The following is an 18774-nucleotide window of genomic DNA, read 5'->3' as shown; positions in this document are numbered from 1 at the left end:
AAGCTTAAATTATATATTAAGCAAATTTATTAAATAAGGTAGGATAATAACATATACATCATATTAATTTAGTTCATTCCCCAGCCTATTTTTGCTTATTTCCCCACCCTCATCACAATTAAAATCCCAGAATAGACATGACCTAATTTACAAAAAAACAAATAATAAGCACATTGCGCTATGAAAAAACAATGTGCTACTATTTTTATAGTCTTTCTCTACCAGAAAAATGCCCATACATCTTTTCTGTCATCACCCATAGCGCCTTATTCAATTTAATATCACCATCAATGCCATTCACTGAACGAGTACGAGCACGCTTACCTTTTGCATTTCTACCCGATAACCCTCCCTTGATTAAATTCTCCTGTAAACGTTGATATACCGTCCAGAGGTCATCTTTCTTGTCTTCCCAGCGACGAGGCTGTAATACTTGCTCCTCGGTAATAGGTTGATGTTCTTCACCAAAGCGATACGTCAAAGCCGCTTGTGCTAAAGCTTGCCGCGCTGGTGGCGGTAATAATAGTGATTGCATCTTTTCGCGTTTTTCAGCTACCGTATCAAAGGTTTCCAATACTTCATAAGCCCCTTCAATCACCTTCCCTACCACATCACCTTTATGAGGAACACGGACTTCACCAAAGGTATCACCGCACACTAAACCATTTTGACATACCGCTCTAAATAGCCCCGGCAGCATTTGATAACTACTCGAGCCATCATGGCTATTCAGCAGAATAATTTCAGGGACTTGTACCCCCGTGATTTGGTCATGCCGCCGAAGTCGTAGCATATGCTTAGTGTGCTCACGACGGCTGGCATCACGTACACGAGTTTGGCAAGCAAAGAACGGATAAAAGCCTTCTTTTTGAAGGCTATCCAATAAGGTAATGGTCGGAATGTAAGTGTACCGTTCACTACGTGAATCGTGTTTTTCTTCTGAGAAAACACTCGGAACGGTACGAAATAATTCTTCTGTGGTTAACGGGCGGTCACGACGAATGCTATTCGCCGCGCCAAAGCGAGAGGTTAAACGGATCATAATAAATTTCCTTGAAAATAAAGTAGATAGGTAAGACTGAGAGAATAAATTAAGGGAGAGCTAGTCGATAAGATGGAAAATAGCTGAACTTTCAGGATGTTGAATGGCGTAATCACGAAGCTGATAGAAACGCTCAACTAGCAATTCACTTTCGGTTCTAAATGACCACTGACTATACAACATCAAACAGACGGCAACGCCAGCCGCTTCAGGACTTAGTTCCGCTTCATTACCATTGTGCATATTGAATAACGCTAGTTTTTCATGGCCTAAATCAGGATAAATAAACGCACCGCCGTTGGGTAAAGTGCAGTACTCCCAATAGCCGCCCGTATATTCATCACAGAACTGGCCCATGATAGTGAAAATCACTACTTCAAACGTGGCGAAGCCTTTCACTGTACCAAAGTGGCTTTGCCAGAAATTTGGTCTAGCTGAAAGCGGCACGACATTAGCGAGAATAAATGAGTTTGGTTCTAGCGCAGAAGCAGAATAAGAGGAAGACATATGATTTCTCCTGTTAATAAATTAATAACGGGTAATAAAAATGATGAGTGAACAGGACTACAAACCACCTGTTTAACTACCGATACCTAAGAAGTGTCATGACGACAGTAAACAAAAAGGCCTGCTGATAAGCAGCAGGCCTTTAGTGGTAAGAATTGACATAATCAGAAATCAAATGTCCAAACGCCTTGGTTGGTATCCACGGCGACCTCGATGACATTGCACGGTACTCCTGGGCTTTTACCCGTAAATAGACGTGTGTAGGTATTACCAAAATTCAGCCTAATGGGCTTCCAAGGACGGTATTCCGCATCCTTACAGTTTCCGCGATTAACTAAAATTTTTTTGATGACCACGCTATCAACGTTTGAGGTGATATAGATTTTACTGTATGAACGCCCGGCATTGCTGGGCCCTTCACTGAGTCGAATAGGCGCCTTTTCTGCATAGGCGAAACACGTCATCAGCCCCAGCGAAAGTGCAAAAATGAGTTTTTTCATAATGAGTATCCTTATGATGGAATGAGCGTAAAAATCACGGATATGTCTGACTTGAGCTCGAATAAGGGGACATCTCCCACTCGATTAATGCTGTCACGGTTTTTACTATCTCGTGGCTTCAGTGAGTTAGGTATCTTATCGTTGAGCCCAAAGGGTACTTAGAGGATAAATTGAGTCCAGCAGCCGTTATCCCCGATTTCAGGGATAACGCTTGCGGCCCCCTTTAAGGTAAAGGTCACGGGCTGGCCGCCGTCAGCGGAGACGGTGACCTGTTTTTCATGACGTAAATTATCCCAAGCGACTTCGACGTGACTTGAGCCGGCTCTGCTTGCGCTGTCACTGATTTGATATACCTCCTTTCCGTCAAATTTCATTTCCAAATATTGCCCCGTATCCATACGGGTTTGATGACCATTGCTATCCGTAAACATAATTTGAATGGGTTTATCCCCTTTGTCTTCACAAGACAGATAAAGCTGAGATTGCCCCTGACCCAGAATGACAAACTCGGTCACACCTTGTGTTTTGTTACTCGTCCAAGTGTGTGAGTTACCAAAAGCATGAGTGAGTGTCGGTGTTAAAGCCGAAATAAAAAGTGCAGAAATAATCAATTTTGTTTTCATGATATTTTCCAATTAGCTATTTTTCCTATTCAGATATAGGCGCGTAAGAACTCATTAATACGAACAAAGAGTGAGCTCTAAATAAGAGGCTGATGGTTTTCCATTCTTAATAACGTGACAAATTCTGCGATTTATCGCATTGATTTTTATAAATAAATGAAAACTATTAATACCTCTGAGTGATTGTATAACCGCCATTTCGATGTGGATAATGAAAAAAACCGATCGGTTCGATCGACAAATTCGATCATGACAACGTAAAATCGTTTATCGAAGACCCAATATGACAGTCATTTAATTGAATTAACTAAAGAAAAATGACCAGACAGAGCGCGCTGCTTTAGCAATATGATGAGTTGTTGATTTGAGGGCGTGCCGAGCGATTTGGGGAAGTGGTGCGAAATCAATCACTCGCTCAATGATATCTACGACCGTATCACCGAAAGAGCTACGCGCATGATTGATAACCGCTGTGGTCTGATAGGCATTTTGTAGATGTGGGATTAAGGGACTACGTGCCTGCTTTGGGAGACGAGTGATAATCGCCTCCACCAATTGGGGGAGATGATATCGGCCTTTAACAGATATCGGAATGATGGTGTCTACAGAGATATGCATTTGTTTGGCGATAGCATGTCGTTTCAATGTGATATGAGCTTGCTGCTGTTTTGAAAGCTGAGCGGATGCCCAGTGCCACTGCTCTACAGGCTCTATCTTATCGACTTGATTCAAAATCCAAGTAATAGCCGGTAGCTCTCCGTTATACTCCGTGAATACTGTTTGATAAAACTGTTCTTCAATAGAAAATGCGCGATCATCGGCTTTCAGAACCCAAAGCACCATATCGAGTTTAGGTATCCACTCACGATAGAGCTCACGATATTCCTCGTCACGCTGTTGACTTTCTCCGACACCCGGTAAATCAACTAGCGTTAGTGTGTGCCGTCCAAAGCGTAATTTGACCTGTTGGGGCTGCCGAGTACAAGCTTCAACAGCATTGACAGCACAAACTTGACTGCGAAATAAGGCATTACACAGACTGGATTTCCCGACACCAGTCTTACCCATAATGCCAATGACAGGTTCATAGGTCACAAGCTGATTGAGCTCTTTTAATAAGGTTTGACGCAGTGAACGAGGGTAGCATCGGAGATGACGGCGAATAAGGGCATAGCCCGATAATTTTTTCATATTAACCTCAAAATAAATCAGCCACCCAAATGGATGGCTGATGGTTTATTGAGATATCAAGGATGAGATATCACTAAAATGATATATATCTGAAAAAATTTTAAACTTTCTATTGAATATATCTAGAAAGACTATTCCTTTTTATCATACATATATTCTATCAACGCATTGACAACATCCTTTTTAGACATTACGTTAAATCGTTTTTTAAGTTCATCCAGCTTAGGAATATTTTCTTTTTTGATATCAAAATGCACATCAACATAGCCTTCTTTATTTTTTCTATTTTTCCAAGAAGAGAGTGCACTCGCCATTTTCATTTTTAAATTTTCAGCGGCAAAAACGCCTGTATTTGGTGATAGGTATAGGTAGTCAAAAAAAGCGATTAAAATTGCTTTCCTATTAATATTATACTTTTCACCTAAGCGAAATATAAACTCTGCTCTATCACTATTCATGACAACAGCTAACGTATTCATACCTAAGCGTTGTAAATAGTTATAACAATAATTTATTTCACCCAAGTCATTCATACTCAGAAGCCAACTAGAAACTAAATTATTTTCTAAAATCATGCACTTTTCATGATATTTATTTAGTTTTCCTTCATTCTCACGCCGTCCACTTCGCTGATTTCTTGGCTCAGTGAATTTATCAAACCAAGCAATGATAGAATAATAAATAGAGCCAGATTGAAAATTAAGATAGTTATCCTTCTCTATGCTGAGCAAATCATCAAATTCAGTATCATCAATTAATAACATTAATAATACTAAAAAACATGCTCGCTCATCACTTTTTAACCATTCAAATGCACTTTCTCGAATGCCGTGATTATGATAATTATTTAACATTCTATCAATGAATTTATTTATATCACCATCATGATATGTAAATTTATTTATCGAGTTTTCTATTTGTTTTTTTATATTACTAATATCATTGTAATTCAAATCTGAAATATAAGCTCGCCAATTTCTATAACTCTGTAAGCGATGAATATAATAAATTAATTCCCTTTTATTACTATTCAATAAGACATCATACTCAGAACGTGTCTTCTTACTGAATTCCGTTGAGTAATCATTATAATTAAAAGCCATCTCTCCTCCAGTAAATCACGCCGTGATAATGACAAGATACTACCATTAAAACCTCATGATTTATACTTGTTTTTCACATCAAATTTCCATGATTTATTCATGACTAATTTTGATAAAAACAAGATAAATTCCAGGTACTCAATCACAAAAGATGCTTTTATGGAAGAAAACAATTCTAATGTAGTACCTACTTGTCATCAAGGAGCGCTTAGTCAAAGTCTGAACATTCAAAGCACTCAAATCCTAGACAAGTTAACCCATGCTTTCCCTCTCCATTTTTTAGTTAAAATATTTCATTAAGGTTAATTAGTATTATTTAATAAAGAAGGTTATTTAATATGATAAAGATCATAATTGATTAATCCACTCCCCAAAATAGTATTGAGTTCAATCTGGCTATTCATTCTCAGTCATTACTATGAATAACTGTAGTTAGATTCATGAAAGGTGAGTCGAGTATCCACTCTTCCATATCAATGGGATTAAAATAAGCCAGAAGAAATATTTGAATCAGTACCTACTGATTTTTAAGTTTTCACTGATTAAATGAAATTTCTTAGCAATTCATGATTGATGATAATTTCCCGCGTAGAACCATAATGATTTATTTCATTCAAAATTTAAAACATACCGTTATCCCATGAGAAACATTAATCACTGAGGATAACCATTATGAAAAGCACAATTAATTTTAATCACAAACCAGACTATTTATTACAACATGATTTATTTAATCATCAAGATGATCTATTTGAATATTATTCAAAACTCCTTATGTTGCGTATCGACTTTGCTTATCGTAAAAACAGTGAATCATTTAAATATGCCGATATTCATCAAATCACTTCGGATATGACATTGTTAATTGAACAAGTAAAAGATATTTCTAGCATTGTAGGTTTTGCATGGGTATTAGAATATGGAGAGCAACATCGTTTGCATATTCACGCAGCATTTTACATTAATGGTCAACGTCATCAGAAGGTATGGCGTTTCTGGGAAGATATTCGCGATATATGGGAAGAAGTTACTGAAGGTGAAGGTTATGCACACCACTGTGAACCAAAACCATATTATCCAGTTCCTGGTGAGCGTGTTATTGAATATTCCGACGAGGATGGTCGTAGTGGTATGAAATATATATTAAGTTATTTAGGCAAAGATAGTCAGCGTACAGAACGCCGTATTTATCAGCTCAGCGATATTCCGACTGCAAAACAAATTGGAAGAAAACGAAATAAAAAATAGGTGAATGAAAACTGACATCATAATTTCATACCCCCTAATTCAGGGGGTAATTTTTCATACATGGACAAAAGTAATTAAACTCAACTTCATCTTTCATGCTGAATCAAAAATAACGCCAGTCAGTTATTGTTTGAAGGATTCCCGCAGCTCCCATTATCCCTTTTCGAATCCTTCTCCTTTTCAATTATCGGAGAAACAAACAATGACTATTCAAACAACTGATACCCCACTACTGAACGACCAATTCATTGATATGAAATTCATCACTAAGTTAACGGGCTTAACAGATAAGTGGTTTTATAAGCTAATTCAAGATGGTGAATTCCCTAAGCCTATCAAGCTAGGGCGTAGCTCACGTTGGTTACGGAGTGAAATTGAGCAATGGTTACAAAATCGTATTACTGAATCTAGAGGATAAATAAGCTCTAGCCAATTTTATTCTGTTAATCAAATGCAATACTACCTCCTTGTCTATACCACAGAGGTTTAGATACAGTAACTAAAAACACAGTCCCTTCTCGCTTTAAAAGCTCATTATGCTAATTAATGGGTACCTTACTAAGCTCATTATTTATCTACTAGATACAATTTTTCATCAAAAATAATCACTACCTACTGGTCACTACTTCACTCTTTCCTAATTATGATACGATAGGGACTTAGTTTATGGAGATGACTGAACAAGTAAATTCCCTAGCTTGTTAAGCAATTCATAATTTAAACAAGGGTAGTCTATCGATACAGGCTTTACTATAGTGTAGCAAACTTAGCTTTAGCGCCAAGTTATGAGGAACATGAATGAACAATATTACGGAATATCATGCTAAGTATTTTGCGCACGAATTATCAATCCTCCATTCAAATAATGGAGTTGATAGGCTATCCCAATCACTATTTGATGCTAGTGTTGACTTAAACCCACATCAGATTGAAGCCGCACTTTTTGCCATTGAAAATCCGCTAAGCAAAGGTGTAGTACTTGCTGATGAAGTTGGTTTGGGTAAAACAATTGAGGCTGGATTAGTCCTTTGCCAATACTGGGCTGAACGTAAACGAAAATTGTTAATCATCTGCCCTGCGTCATTGAGACGTCAGTGGGCCTGTGAATTGTTAGAAAAATTCAATCTGCCATCTCAAATTATTGATGCAAAAACATTTAACCAGTTGCAAAGGGAAGGTATTTATAATCCTCTTAATAACAAGCAAATTGTCATCATGTCTTACCATTATGCGGCAAGATTAGAAGATAAACTTGTTGCTGAAATGTGGGATTTGGTCGTAATTGATGAAGCCCACAAGCTTAGGAATGCACATCGTGAAAGTAACAAAATGGGGCAAGCTCTAAAACGAGCTTTAGATGGCCGAAAGAAACTGTTACTGACTGCCACGCCATTACAAAATTCTTTAATGGAACTTTATGGCATGTCTACATTAATTGACGAGTATGCTTTTGGCGATCAAAAAGCATTCCGAAAACAATTTATGCAGGCGGATAGCGACCCTTTGGAGTTGAAAGAACGTTTGTCTGGGTTTGTAAAGCGAACGCTGCGTAAAAACGTGCTTGAATACATTAAGTACACTGAGCGAAAGGCTATAACAATACCTTTTTACCCTAGTGAACAAGAGCAAGATTTGTACGAACGCGTGCAATTATTGCTTGAACGAGAAGACAGTTATGCACTACCGAAGAGACATCGACATCTGACAGGATTGATCCTGAGAAAACTTTTGTCTTCAAGTACAAAGGCAGTGCTTAACAACTTGCAGATCCTTAAGTATCGATTGGAAAAGTTAGCGAGTGACGGGGAAGATGACAGTGCAATCGACATCGTCCAACAAATCATTACAGACGACGATTTGGAGGATGATTTTGTTGATGAACTTGATAGTACATCTGAAGCACAAGAGAAAAAACCAATAAATTTTTCTGCTCTTCATGCTGAAATCTCAGAACTGGAAATCTTGATCAAGAAAGCAGAGCAAATCGGGGTTGATACCAAATCAAAAGAGCTGCTTGTTGGTTTAGAAAAAGGGTTTGTGCAACTCGCTGAAATGGGCGCTGCCAAAAAAGTCATCATCTTCACTGAGTCAATGCGTACCCAGCAGTACTTAGCAGAATTTCTCGAAAACAATGGTTATGCCGATAAAGTCGTTACTTTTAGTGGCACTAACAACACGCCTCAAGCGAACAAGATTTATCAACAGTGGAAAGAGCAATATCAAGGGTCATCACGTGTTACAGGGTCAGCACAAATTGATAAGCGCTCTGCGCTGATAGACCATTTTAAAGAACATGCTGAAATTATGATTGCGACAGAGGCGGCGGCTGAAGGTGTTAACCTTCAGTTTTGCTCTCTGTTAATCAATTACGATTTGCCTTGGAACCCGCAGCGTGTAGAACAGCGGATTGGCCGCTGTCACCGATATGGTCAAAAGTTTGATGTCGTTGTCGTTAACTTTCTCAATCAACGAAACCAGGCAGATCAGCGAGTACTCGAACTGCTAACAGAAAAGTTTAATCTATTTGATGGTGTGTTTGGCGCATCAGATAGCGTATTAGGCAGTATCGAGAGCGGTGTAGACTTTGAAAAAAGAATTCAATCTATCTATGACTCATGTCGCTCGTCTGAAGAAATTGAAGCTGCATTCTCGTTGCTACAAAAAGAGCTTGAAGAGGAAATTAGCGTCAAAATGCAAAGGATCCAAGAAAAGTTACTTGAGCACTTTGATGAAGACATCCACGATATTCTAAAGATCAAACTCGACGAAGCAAGAGAGCGCCTAGACAAAGTGGGACGGTGGTTTTGGGCTGTAACGCATCAACAATTAAAAGATTGCGCCAGTTTTGACCACGCAAATTATCGATTTACGCTACAGAAATCAGTCAAGCAGCTACCAGTAGGTCAATATCAATTACTGAGAAAAGCGGGTAGTGAAAACAGTGAGTTGCAGGTTCAAGATCAACATAGCCATGCTTACCGCATTAATCATCCACTTGGTGAATATGTAATTGATAATGCTAAATCGATAGAAACTAAACGAGCACTGCTGTCGTTCGACTACACCAATCACGCAACGAAGATATCCGTTGCTGAAAAGTTAAAGGGGCAGTCAGGGTGGTTAACGTTGAGTGTTCTTGGAGTTGATGCATTCAACAGGCAAGAGTTTTTGCTTTTTACAGCTAAAACAGACAGTGGCCAACTTATTGATAATGATGCTTGTAAAAGGCTGTTTAATTTAGGGGCGAGTGTAGGCCGAAGTGAGAACGGCAACGAGCAAAATACCTTACCTTCTGAGCTTATTGAACTGAAAAAACGCCAAATTGACGCCAAGCTGGCTGAAGTTATGGACGAAAATAATGCATTATTTGAAGTTGAAAGAGACAAATTAGAGAAGTGGGCTGAAAACAAAGTGTTCGCAGCAGAGGAGGCGCTGCGGGATACGAAGGCACAAATTAAGTCAGTAAAGAGAGAGTCTAGGCACGCTCTAACAGTTGAAGAGCAAAAGCTAAATCAAGAGAAGCTCAAGCAACTGGAACGACTACAAAAACGCCAGCGAATGGAGATATTTGATATTGAAGACGAGATTGCTGATAAGCGGGATGAACTAATCGCTGCTTTAGAAGAGCGCATGAAGCAAAGAACTGAAGTGACTGAGTTGTTCACAATTCGTTGGCAAGTCACATAGGAGGCATATATGTTAGAAAAACTAGAACTCAATAACTTTAAAGCTTGGGAAAAACTAGCGATAAAATTTGGTATGGTAACCGGTTTATTTGGTACAAACAGTTCCGGTAAAAGTAGCTTAATTCACTTCTTACTTATGTTAAAACAAAGTAAAAATAATAGTGATAGAGCTATAGCCGCAGACTTTGGTGGTCATGACAAACTTGTAGAATTAGGAACATACCATGATGTGGTATTCAAACACGATACGACAAAAGATATCTCATGGACTTTATCCTGGACTCTTCCTAAAGAGTTGAAAATACAAGATGTTGAAAAAAGCTCTGCTAGTGTTTTGTTTAAAGCTTCTAGATTATCAATCTCTTCTTCTATCGGATTGGAAAGTGAGCTTTTAGGAGTGAAAGCATTAGGTTATAGTTTTGCGAACCATCGATTTTCAATACAAAGAAAACTGGATTCTAATGATTTTGAGCTTGTTTCAAAAGGTGATTCGAAGTTTCGTTTTACACGTACCCAAGGTCGTATGTGGAAATTACCAAAACCAACAAAAAATTATCTTTTCCCTGATCAAGCTAAGACTTATTACCAAAATGCAGATTTTTTAAGTCAATTTGAAGCTTCCTTTGAAGCTATGATGGATAACATTTACTACTTAGGACCGCTTAGAGACTATCCCAAACGCAATTATCAGTGGTCTGGTGCCAGTCCGACAGATGTTGGAACTAGAGGTGAGCTCACCATTAACGCTATATTGGCGGCTTCAACTCGTAATGAAAAAAGAAGTTTAGGTTATAAGAAACGCAATAAGTCTTTTGAAGGAATGATTGCATACTGGCTGAAAAAATTAGGTTTAATTCATTCTTTCAGAGTGAAAGAAGTTGCACCGAATTCGAATATTTTTAGCACTTTAGTCAAAAAAGAATCTGGCAGCAGTGAGGTCGCCCTAACTGATGTTGGCTTTGGTGTATCACAAATACTACCAGTATTAGTGTTACTCTATTACGTCCCCGAAGGCAGTACTGTTTTATTAGAACAGCCCGAGATTCACTTACATCCATCAGTACAAAGTGAGCTTGCAGATTTAATTTTAACTGTATCTAAAACTCGTAATGTTCAAGTGATTGTTGAGAGTCATAGTGAACATTTTATTCGTCGCTTACAACGTAGAGTGGCGGAAAGTAGCGTAAAACAACAAGATATTGAGCTTTACTTCTTTTCTATAAAAAACGGTAGCGCCAATTATGAAACATTACAATTAGATGAATTTGGCTCAATTCACAATTGGCCAGAAAATTTTTTTGGTGATGAAATGGCTGAAATTGCCGCTACACGAAGGGCCGCTTTATTAAAAAGAAAAGCTATGCAAAATAGGGAGAATAGCTGTGAATAATGCGGCTAAAAAAGTGATTGATAGTAATGTTGCAATTGTAGCTAATGGTTTAGCAAACCAAGCTTCTACCAACTGTCAACTTGCTTGCATTGAACTGTTAGAGGGTTGCAAGCAGCTTTCAATTTGTCTCGATGAGACAAATTTGATAATGGACGAATATGCAAAACATCTTAGCTATGCTGGTAGCCCTGGTGTAGGTGATATGTTTTTTAAGTATCTCTATGACAATCAGTACTCCCAAAAGAATGTTGAGTTAGTTACAATCAATCCGATTATTGATGAGAGACGTGGCTTTTTAGAGCTACCAGAAAATAGTTTTGATCCATCAGATAGAAAATTCTTAGCAACTGCATTATCCGGTGGCGCACAAGTCGTTAATGCAACAGACAGTGACTGGGCTGAGCAACAAGAGTTAATGAACCGATTGAACATAACCGTACAACAATTATGTCCAGACTGTAGTCAGCGCTAACAAAATTAAGAGAAAACTATGAGTAAGTACAACGAGTTAGTTAAAAAGCTAAAAGAGATTTTTCAGATTGACCGTCCAGAGTTGGAATTTGGTATTTATCGTATTCTTATATGCACGCGCTGACGAGATAAATGACTATCTGGACAACAAGCTTAAAGCAAAAATTAAAACTGCCCTAGCTGATGCAGGCAATGCGAATAAAGCAGATCTTGAACAACAACTTCAAGCTGCGATTAAAGCTACAACTGATGCAGGGTTCGAGCCTGATCAGAGCCCCAAAGTCCAGGCATTGAAGAAGCAAATAGCTGAAGCTACATCAGGTGCTAGCGAGCATGAAAATGCTGTATTCTCACATCTGCTCACATTCTTTTCTCGTTATTACGATAACGGCGACTTTATCAGTAAGCGTCGCTACAAAGGTGATACTTATGCTATCCCCTATGCAGGTGAAGAAGTCATGCTGCATTGGGCCAATAAAGACCAGTATTACATTAAAAGCGGCGAGAACTTTGCCAACTATGCTTTCAAACTCGATGATGGTCGTAAGGTAAGCTTCAAGCTGCTGTCGGCAGATACCGCCAAGGATAATCGTAAAGATAACGATGCTGACCGTCGCTTTGTCCTCATTGAGCCGCATACTCGTACCAAATTGGGCGAGGATGGAGAAGAAATAGAACAAAGTTACCAACCAGTTGAAGTCGTAAAATCGACAGAAATTATTAACGGTGAATCAGTTGAAGCTGAAGAATTAGTGATTCATTTCGAATACAAAGCAATGAAAAAAGGCACTAAGCAAGATGCCTTAGTACAAACCGCGATTGCCACTATTTTCTCAGATAGCCAAGTCCAGCAGTATTGGGCGGATCTTTCCAAACGAGCGCCAACCGAGAGCAACCCAAGCCGCACAGAGCTTGAACGTCATCTTACCACCTACACTCAGCGTAATACCGCAGATTACTTTATTCATAAAGATCTCGGCGGCTTTTTGAGTAATGAGCTGGACTTTTACATCAAGAATGAAGTGATGAACCTGGACAATGTTCAAAATGCGGAAGTGTTTGCGAACATCGAAAAGCAGTTGCGCATGATCCAGTGTTTACGATCTGTGGCGCAAGAATTAATTACATTCTTGGCGCAACTTGAGAATTTTCAAAAGGCCTTGTGGACAAAAAAGAAGTTTATTACTTCAACGAACTACTTGATAACCATTGACAATATCCCTGATTCTTTGCTGTTAGAAGTAGAGAACAACGTTGCACAGTGGGAACAGTGGAATAAACTAGGTTTTCGAACAGGTGCTGTACCTGGTAAAAAAGAAGAATTGTTGAGCAATCCAGCTCTTGTAGTTGACACAAGGTTATTTGACAAAGCTTGGATAGAAGCTGTTATTTCCGAATTACATGATTTAGATGACAATATTGATGCTGTTTTAATAAATAGTGACAACTATCATGCGCTAAGCTTGATGCAAACTAAGTATTCTGCATTATTCGATTGTATTCACATTGACCCACCATACAACACTGCTACAAGCGGATTTCTTTATAAGAATAATTTTAAACACTCCTCTTGGTTATCCATGATGCAAAGCCGCTTATCCTTAGCAAAAATATTGATGAAGGAAGGTGGTGATTTCATATGCCATATTGATGAGAATGAATACGAACGGTTGGATTTGCTTTTCTCAGACTGTGGTTACTTAAATCATGGAACGCAAGTTTGGGATAAGAAGAACCCTATGTTAGGACGCAAGGGAATTGCAACACAACACGAGTACATTTGTTTCAAGGGTAATCAAGAAAGAATCGTTAATGGACGAAGCGCTTCAATAATTCAGATGCAACAATTTGTTAAAGAATTACTTGAAGAAACAGGTGGTGTTGTAACTGATAAAATACGAGATAAGTACAAAAAGTGGTTGACCAAGCAAGAAACTTTTTCTGGTGGAGATAAAGCTTATAAATATATTGATGATAATGGTCAGATTTATCGTCTTGTAGCGATGGGGGCTCCTGAAAAACGAACGGATTCAAAATTTTATATTCCACTTGTGCATCCAAAAACAGGAAAAGAATGTCCGGTCCCACCGAACGGGTGGTCAAGAGCTCCTGAGACTATTCAGCAGTTACTTAATGATGATTTGATTGTATTTGGGAAAGACGAGACTACTCAGCCTCAAAAAATAGTCCATTTACGTCCCGATGCGCAGAAGCAGATTACATCTGTCCTGAGTGACGGGAAAAGCGGAAAAGCGTATTTAGATGATTTCGGCCTGAACTTCCCTTATTGCCATCCCGTTTCCATGTATGAAGCCTTGTTATCAACTAGGAATACTCCATCCTACTTTATGGATTTCTTCGCTGGGTCAGGTACAAATGGACATGCAGTAATAAACATGATGCGCGAACAAGGTCTCAAACACAAACAGGTGTTGGTTGAAATGGGGGCTCACTTCGAAGAAGTTCTCGTACCGAGAATAGCCAAGGTAGTCTATTCTGACGACTGGAAGAAAGGAGTCGCATTGAAGCCTAATGGTATTTCTTATATCTCGAAAATTATAAAAGTCGAGAGCTACGAGGATACTTTAAATAACATATCGTTAACTAAAAAAAGCTTAGATCTCTTTGACTTTATGTCAAAAGATGTGGCCGATGATTACTTGTTAAAATATATGTTAGGAGAAGAGAGTAAGGATTCACTGTTAAACACAGATAGTTTCCGAAAACCATTTAGCTATGAGATGGATATTGCTGCCGACTCTGCTGGTGCGACAGAGCGTAAGCCGATTGACTTGGTAGAAACTTTTAATTTCCTGATTGGTTTACATGTTAAGTCGATTGAATCGAATATCGAGCGTGGCTTTGTTCGTGTTGAAGGGACTTTACCAAGTGGTGAGCGTACCCTTATTTTGTGGCGCGATTGCGACAAAATTGGTTATGAAAAACTTAATGATTACGCTAACCGTTTTGATCTGTATGCCAAAGAGCAGACTTTTGATGTGATTTACATTAATGGCGACCACAATTTGCCAACGGCATTTACGGTTGATGGTGACGACGGCGAAGTGTTACGTAGCTTAAAACTCCGTCAAATTGAGCCGGAATTCCTGAGCCTAATGTTTGCTGAGGAGATTTAAGGATGGCCCGTTCTCCACAAAAAGCTGCGTCTACTGGGAAAGCAGTAAAAAAACAAAGCAATAGTAAATTAAGCTTCCATAAACAACTGGTGCTTAACCGTTTTATGTTTCGCTTTTTTAAAGATGGGACTTTGCAAGGTTTAAAACTACGTTTAGGCGAAGACCGTTTTGAAGGCATTCATGAGGATGGACAAAGCTTGTTCTTCCATGAATTGAGTAACTATCTCTTTGAGGTCGATTTAATCGACCTTGATGAGCTGCGTCGCTACGACTTGAACATTGTTAAGCATTGGCAACAGATCACGCAGCACCGTAACCGTAAAGAAGATACGGTACTGAATATGAAGTATTTCCAGTACTTGTCTCTCTTGTTTACAGAGATTTACCTCGACTGGCACTTCAATCGAAAACAAGAACTGCTTAATGGGCTGAATCGGGAGCTTGAAGCTTACAATGTAGAAAACAGTAAAACAGCGAAAGACAGAGCTAATCAGTTTAGACAGTATATTTTGGATGATTTGAACAAGCTGGCATTTTGGAATGCTACGGGTTCAGGTAAGACGTTGTTATTACACGTCAATATTTTGCAGTATTTGCACTATTTTCAAAATGGTAATATCAGCCATTATCCTGACAAGATCATTCTGTTGACACCGGATGAGCGCTTGTCACAGCAGCACATGAATGAACTGTATGACTCAGGTTTTTCTCATATTCAGTTGTTTGATAAGTCTAAGCCAACACCGTTTAGAGGTACGATTGAAGTTATTGATATCAATAAACTTGCAGATGAAATGGGCGACAAAACGGTAGCGGTTGAAGCTTTTGAAGGTAAAAACCTTGTGCTAATTGACGAAGGCCATAAAGGTACAGGTACTGCTGCTGGTGCTTGGATGCGTCGTCGTGACAAGTTGACCCGCGATGGTTTTGCCTTTGAGTATTCTGCCACCTTTGGTCAGGCTGTTTCCGACGGTAAAACGGTTGATTCAGTTGAAGCGGATATCAAAAAGAAGAAAGCTAAAATGCTGTTCGAAACGACAACTTTAGGTAAGTTAACTGAAGAACAGTTGGCACAATTGGAATTAGATACTGAGGAGCAGCGTGACGTTCGAATTCAGGCAACACGCGAAGTGTATGGCAAATCAGTGCTATTTGATTACTCGTATAAATTTTTCTACGAGGACGGTTATGGTAAAGAGTCTTTAATCCTTAACCTGAACCCAGCGCAAGATAAACAAGATGAGCGACGTTATGAGTATTTCACTGCGTGTTTGCTTAGTTTTTACCAGCAGCAATATTTGTTCACTAAAAACAAAGACCAGTTAGCTGAGTTCAACATTGAAAAACCACTTTGGGTGTTTGTGGGAAATACTGTTGGCGGTGAAGATTCTGATATTCATGCGGTATTGCGCTTTTTAGCTTGGTTCTTGAATAATGAAGCACAAGCTAAAGCTTGGATAAAAGATCTGGTGGATAACAAAGCGCGGATTCTGGATACCAAAGATAGGAATATTTTTGAGAAGCGCTTTATAGCTTTGATGAATGGTCCTGAAGATATTTATGCCGATATTCTGGCCAAGTTATTCAACACAACTCATTCAGGCCAGCGTCTTCGAGTATTAAATCTGATAGGTAGTAAAGGCGAGTTGGCGCTTCAGGTTGGCGAAGCTGCGCCATTTGGTTTGATTAACATTGGCGATTCACCATCGCTTTACAAGATGTGTGAAGAGGACGCCACCTTTGATTATCAAAGGGATGATTTTGCTAGATCACTCTTTCATACCTTGAACGATAAAGACTCTAAACTGCATATCTTGATTGGTTCTCGTAAGTTTACCGAAGGCTGGAGTAGTTGGCGTGTATCTACTATGGGTCTTTTAAATATGGGTCGAGGTGAAGGTTCGCAGATCATTCAGCTGTTTGGCCGTGGTGTACGCTTAAAAGGTCGTGACTACTCGCTAAAACGCAGCACGCCGGGGCAACGGCCAAAAGGGATTCATTTAGATAAGCTTGAAACTTTGAATATTTTTGGTGTTCGTGCCGATTACATGGCGACGTTCAAGCAGTATCTCGAAGACGAGGGGATTACTCCTAGTGATGAAATATTAGAGCTGAATTTTGAAACGCGTTCTAACTTACCGGCAACCAAGTTGAAAACGCTAAAATTGAAAGATGGGTATAAAGATAATCAGAAGCACGGTTTTAAGCGTGTTCATTTTCCTGAACTATATCAAGTTCCTACTGAGTTCGAAGGAAAAATTAAACTTCCTCATGTGAAGTTAGACCTGTATCCAAAGCTTGAATCCATTGATACAAATAGAAAAGGCGACAACACGCCCGTCAATGTTCGATTTGAAGGTAAACTCGATTATAAAGTGGTTTCTGCATTCGACTTTGAGCGCTTATACCTTGCAGTTCAGGATTATAAATTGCAACGAGGTTGGTCGAATCTTCGTCTTGATAAGCAACGGTTAATGGATTTTTGTTTAGGCAATAGTGGTTTTTCAAACAAGTGGTATACACTGCTTATTCCGAAATCAGAACTAGATATCAAGCAATTTTCTGATGTTAAGAAGCAAGAAGATATTATGTTGCGCCTGTTGCTTGACTATACAGAGCGATTTTATAACGCGTTGAAAAATGCTTACGAAGGTCAGTTCTATCAGGTAACGCAAGTGGAGGAAGACGATCCTGGCATGATCAAAATGTATCATTTTGAAATTGAGGAATCGGATGACGGCTTGGATTATGCTCAGCGATTGGAGCAATTGCAGAATATCGTTGCTAAAGGGGATATTGGCAAAGCTAAAGAATGGAATGCTCCAGGAATGGTAGCTGTGACTTTTGACAAGCATTTGTACTATCCACTTCTCTCGATTGGAAAAAATGCTGACTTGCCCTTAAAAATGCGACCTATGGCATTTGATGCGCCAAGTGAAATTACTTTTATTCAAGATTTAGAGGCGTTTATTGAAACACCAAAAGGCCAGGAAATCATCGGTGATAAGAGCTTATATCTTCTACGTAACGCTGATACAAAATCAAAAGGATTAGGTTTTGCGACTGCGGGGAATTTTTATCCTGATTTTCTATTATGGCTAGTGGATGATAAAACGGGTAAGCAATGGCTTAGCCTTATTGATCCCAAAGGTATTCGAAACTTGAATTTAGATGACGCTAAGTTTGGACTATATTCTGAAATTAAAGCATTAGAGCCGAAGCTCGCTGATAAAGACTTAAGCTTAAGTGCTTTCATCGTATCTGAAACGTTGCATTCGGATTTGATCAACGTATCTGAGCCAAAAGATAAACTTGAAGAGCGTAATGTTTTATTTATGGAAGATACTGGACCGGTTTATTTAGAGAAGCTGTTTAGAAAAATGGTTGCTTAGGCAGGCCTGAAGGGCTGAAAAGCCCTTCGATTACATCCAATGTGTTGGTATCTCTAACTCGAAATTTTTAGCAACATACAGAAGCATCGTGATGATCTCATGATGCTTTTTTTCATCGTAGGGTAACCCTTCTTGCTTTTTCTGGATGATGTCTTTTAGCTCGTTCAGGTTGAACATTCCAAGCTTATAAAAATTTCCCCAGCTAGGAACTCCAAATAAGTTATAAATCGTTTCAGTGGCATCGCGCTCGCTAGCAAGACGCTTGGGCTCATCTATTTTAGCAAGAGCCGTTTCACCTTCTTCTTTTGTATCGTATGTATTCAATTGTTTCATAGGTTATTCCTACCCAAATATAAAAAACCTTTTTAATAATGAAAAAATAGTACATTAGATCAAATATTCTCACAATGAAGTCATTACAAAAGCAAAATCTCTATTCAGTGAGTAGAGGTGGAATAAAACCAAGTACCATTAACAAAGAAGT

General features: G+C 38.9%; 13 protein-coding genes and 1 pseudogene. 7 read left to right on the top strand and 7 right to left on the bottom strand.

Annotated features, from left to right (window positions below):
* Nucleotides 1-205: 205 nt before the first annotated feature.
* The 6 genes from G6Q48_RS01050 to G6Q48_RS01025 all read right to left on the bottom strand — a co-directional run bounded on the left by G6Q48_RS01050 (nucleotide 206) and on the right by G6Q48_RS01025 (nucleotide 4966).
* Nucleotides 206-1042 carry a DUF932 domain-containing protein gene (locus tag G6Q48_RS01050; protein WP_166264096.1) on the bottom strand — a complete coding sequence of 279 codons (837 nt, stop codon included), beginning with the start codon at nucleotides 1040-1042 and terminating at the stop codon, nucleotides 206-208.
* A gap of 60 nt (nucleotides 1043-1102) precedes the next feature.
* Nucleotides 1103-1549 (bottom strand): antirestriction protein, encoded by a 447-nt coding sequence (locus G6Q48_RS01045; protein ID WP_242685769.1) that lies wholly within the window; start codon nucleotides 1547-1549, stop codon nucleotides 1103-1105.
* 164 nt (nucleotides 1550-1713) lie between these two features.
* On the bottom strand, nucleotides 1714-2049 hold the full coding sequence (locus tag G6Q48_RS01040; RefSeq protein WP_166264094.1) for a hypothetical protein: 336 nt from the start codon (nucleotides 2047-2049) through the stop codon (nucleotides 1714-1716).
* Nucleotides 2050-2207: 158 nt separating this feature from the next.
* Nucleotides 2208-2672 (bottom strand): hypothetical protein, encoded by a 465-nt coding sequence (locus G6Q48_RS01035; protein WP_166264092.1) that lies wholly within the window; start codon nucleotides 2670-2672, stop codon nucleotides 2208-2210.
* A 303-nt stretch (nucleotides 2673-2975) separates the two neighbouring features.
* Entirely contained in the window at nucleotides 2976-3863 is an 888-nt protein-coding gene (locus G6Q48_RS01030) for a GTPase family protein (RefSeq protein WP_166264090.1), read from the bottom strand.
* 131 nt (nucleotides 3864-3994) lie between these two features.
* Nucleotides 3995-4966, bottom strand: a complete 972-nt coding sequence (locus tag G6Q48_RS01025) for a hypothetical protein (RefSeq protein WP_166264088.1) — start codon at nucleotides 4964-4966, stop codon at nucleotides 3995-3997.
* A 672-nt stretch (nucleotides 4967-5638) separates the two neighbouring features.
* Here G6Q48_RS01025 and G6Q48_RS01020 point away from each other — a divergent pair.
* The 7 genes and pseudogenes from G6Q48_RS01020 (at nucleotide 5639) to G6Q48_RS00990 (ending at nucleotide 18290) form a co-directional block, all read left to right on the top strand.
* On the top strand, nucleotides 5639-6214 hold the full coding sequence (locus tag G6Q48_RS01020) for an inovirus-type Gp2 protein (protein WP_166264086.1): 576 nt from the start codon (nucleotides 5639-5641) through the stop codon (nucleotides 6212-6214).
* A gap of 202 nt (nucleotides 6215-6416) precedes the next feature.
* Nucleotides 6417-6632 carry a helix-turn-helix transcriptional regulator gene (locus G6Q48_RS01015; RefSeq protein WP_166264084.1) on the top strand — a complete coding sequence of 72 codons (216 nt, stop codon included), beginning with the start codon at nucleotides 6417-6419 and terminating at the stop codon, nucleotides 6630-6632.
* 380 nt (nucleotides 6633-7012) lie between these two features.
* Entirely contained in the window at nucleotides 7013-9901 is a 2889-nt protein-coding gene (locus G6Q48_RS01010; protein WP_166264082.1) for an SNF2-related protein, read from the top strand.
* A gap of 9 nt (nucleotides 9902-9910) precedes the next feature.
* The gene (locus G6Q48_RS01005; protein WP_166264080.1) at nucleotides 9911-11290 is read left to right on the top strand and encodes a DUF3696 domain-containing protein; all 1380 of its coding nucleotides are present in this window, start codon (nucleotides 9911-9913) and stop codon (nucleotides 11288-11290) included.
* Nucleotides 11283-11762 (top strand): hypothetical protein, encoded by a 480-nt coding sequence (locus G6Q48_RS01000; RefSeq protein ID WP_166264078.1) that lies wholly within the window; start codon nucleotides 11283-11285, stop codon nucleotides 11760-11762. Before G6Q48_RS01005 ends, G6Q48_RS01000 begins: the two co-directional genes overlap by 8 nt.
* Nucleotides 11763-11780: 18 nt before the next feature.
* Nucleotides 11781-14898, top strand: a pseudogene (locus tag G6Q48_RS00995) (DNA methyltransferase).
* A 2-nt stretch (nucleotides 14899-14900) separates the two neighbouring features.
* Nucleotides 14901-18290, top strand: coding sequence for a DEAD/DEAH box helicase family protein (locus G6Q48_RS00990; RefSeq protein ID WP_166264076.1), 3390 nt, complete (start codon nucleotides 14901-14903; stop codon nucleotides 18288-18290).
* Nucleotides 18291-18320: 30 nt separating this feature from the next.
* Here G6Q48_RS00990 and G6Q48_RS00985 read toward each other — a convergent pair whose 3' ends face one another.
* On the bottom strand, nucleotides 18321-18623 hold the full coding sequence (locus G6Q48_RS00985) for a hypothetical protein (protein ID WP_166264074.1): 303 nt from the start codon (nucleotides 18621-18623) through the stop codon (nucleotides 18321-18323).
* Between the last annotated feature and the right edge of the window lie 151 nt (nucleotides 18624-18774).

Origin of the sequence: Providencia sp. M-27 (assembly GCF_011077905.1) — a bacterium.
GTDB classification, from domain to species: Bacteria; Pseudomonadota; Gammaproteobacteria; order Enterobacterales; family Enterobacteriaceae; genus Providencia; species Providencia huaxiensis.
This window is presented reverse-complemented; position numbering and strand designations above follow the sequence as displayed.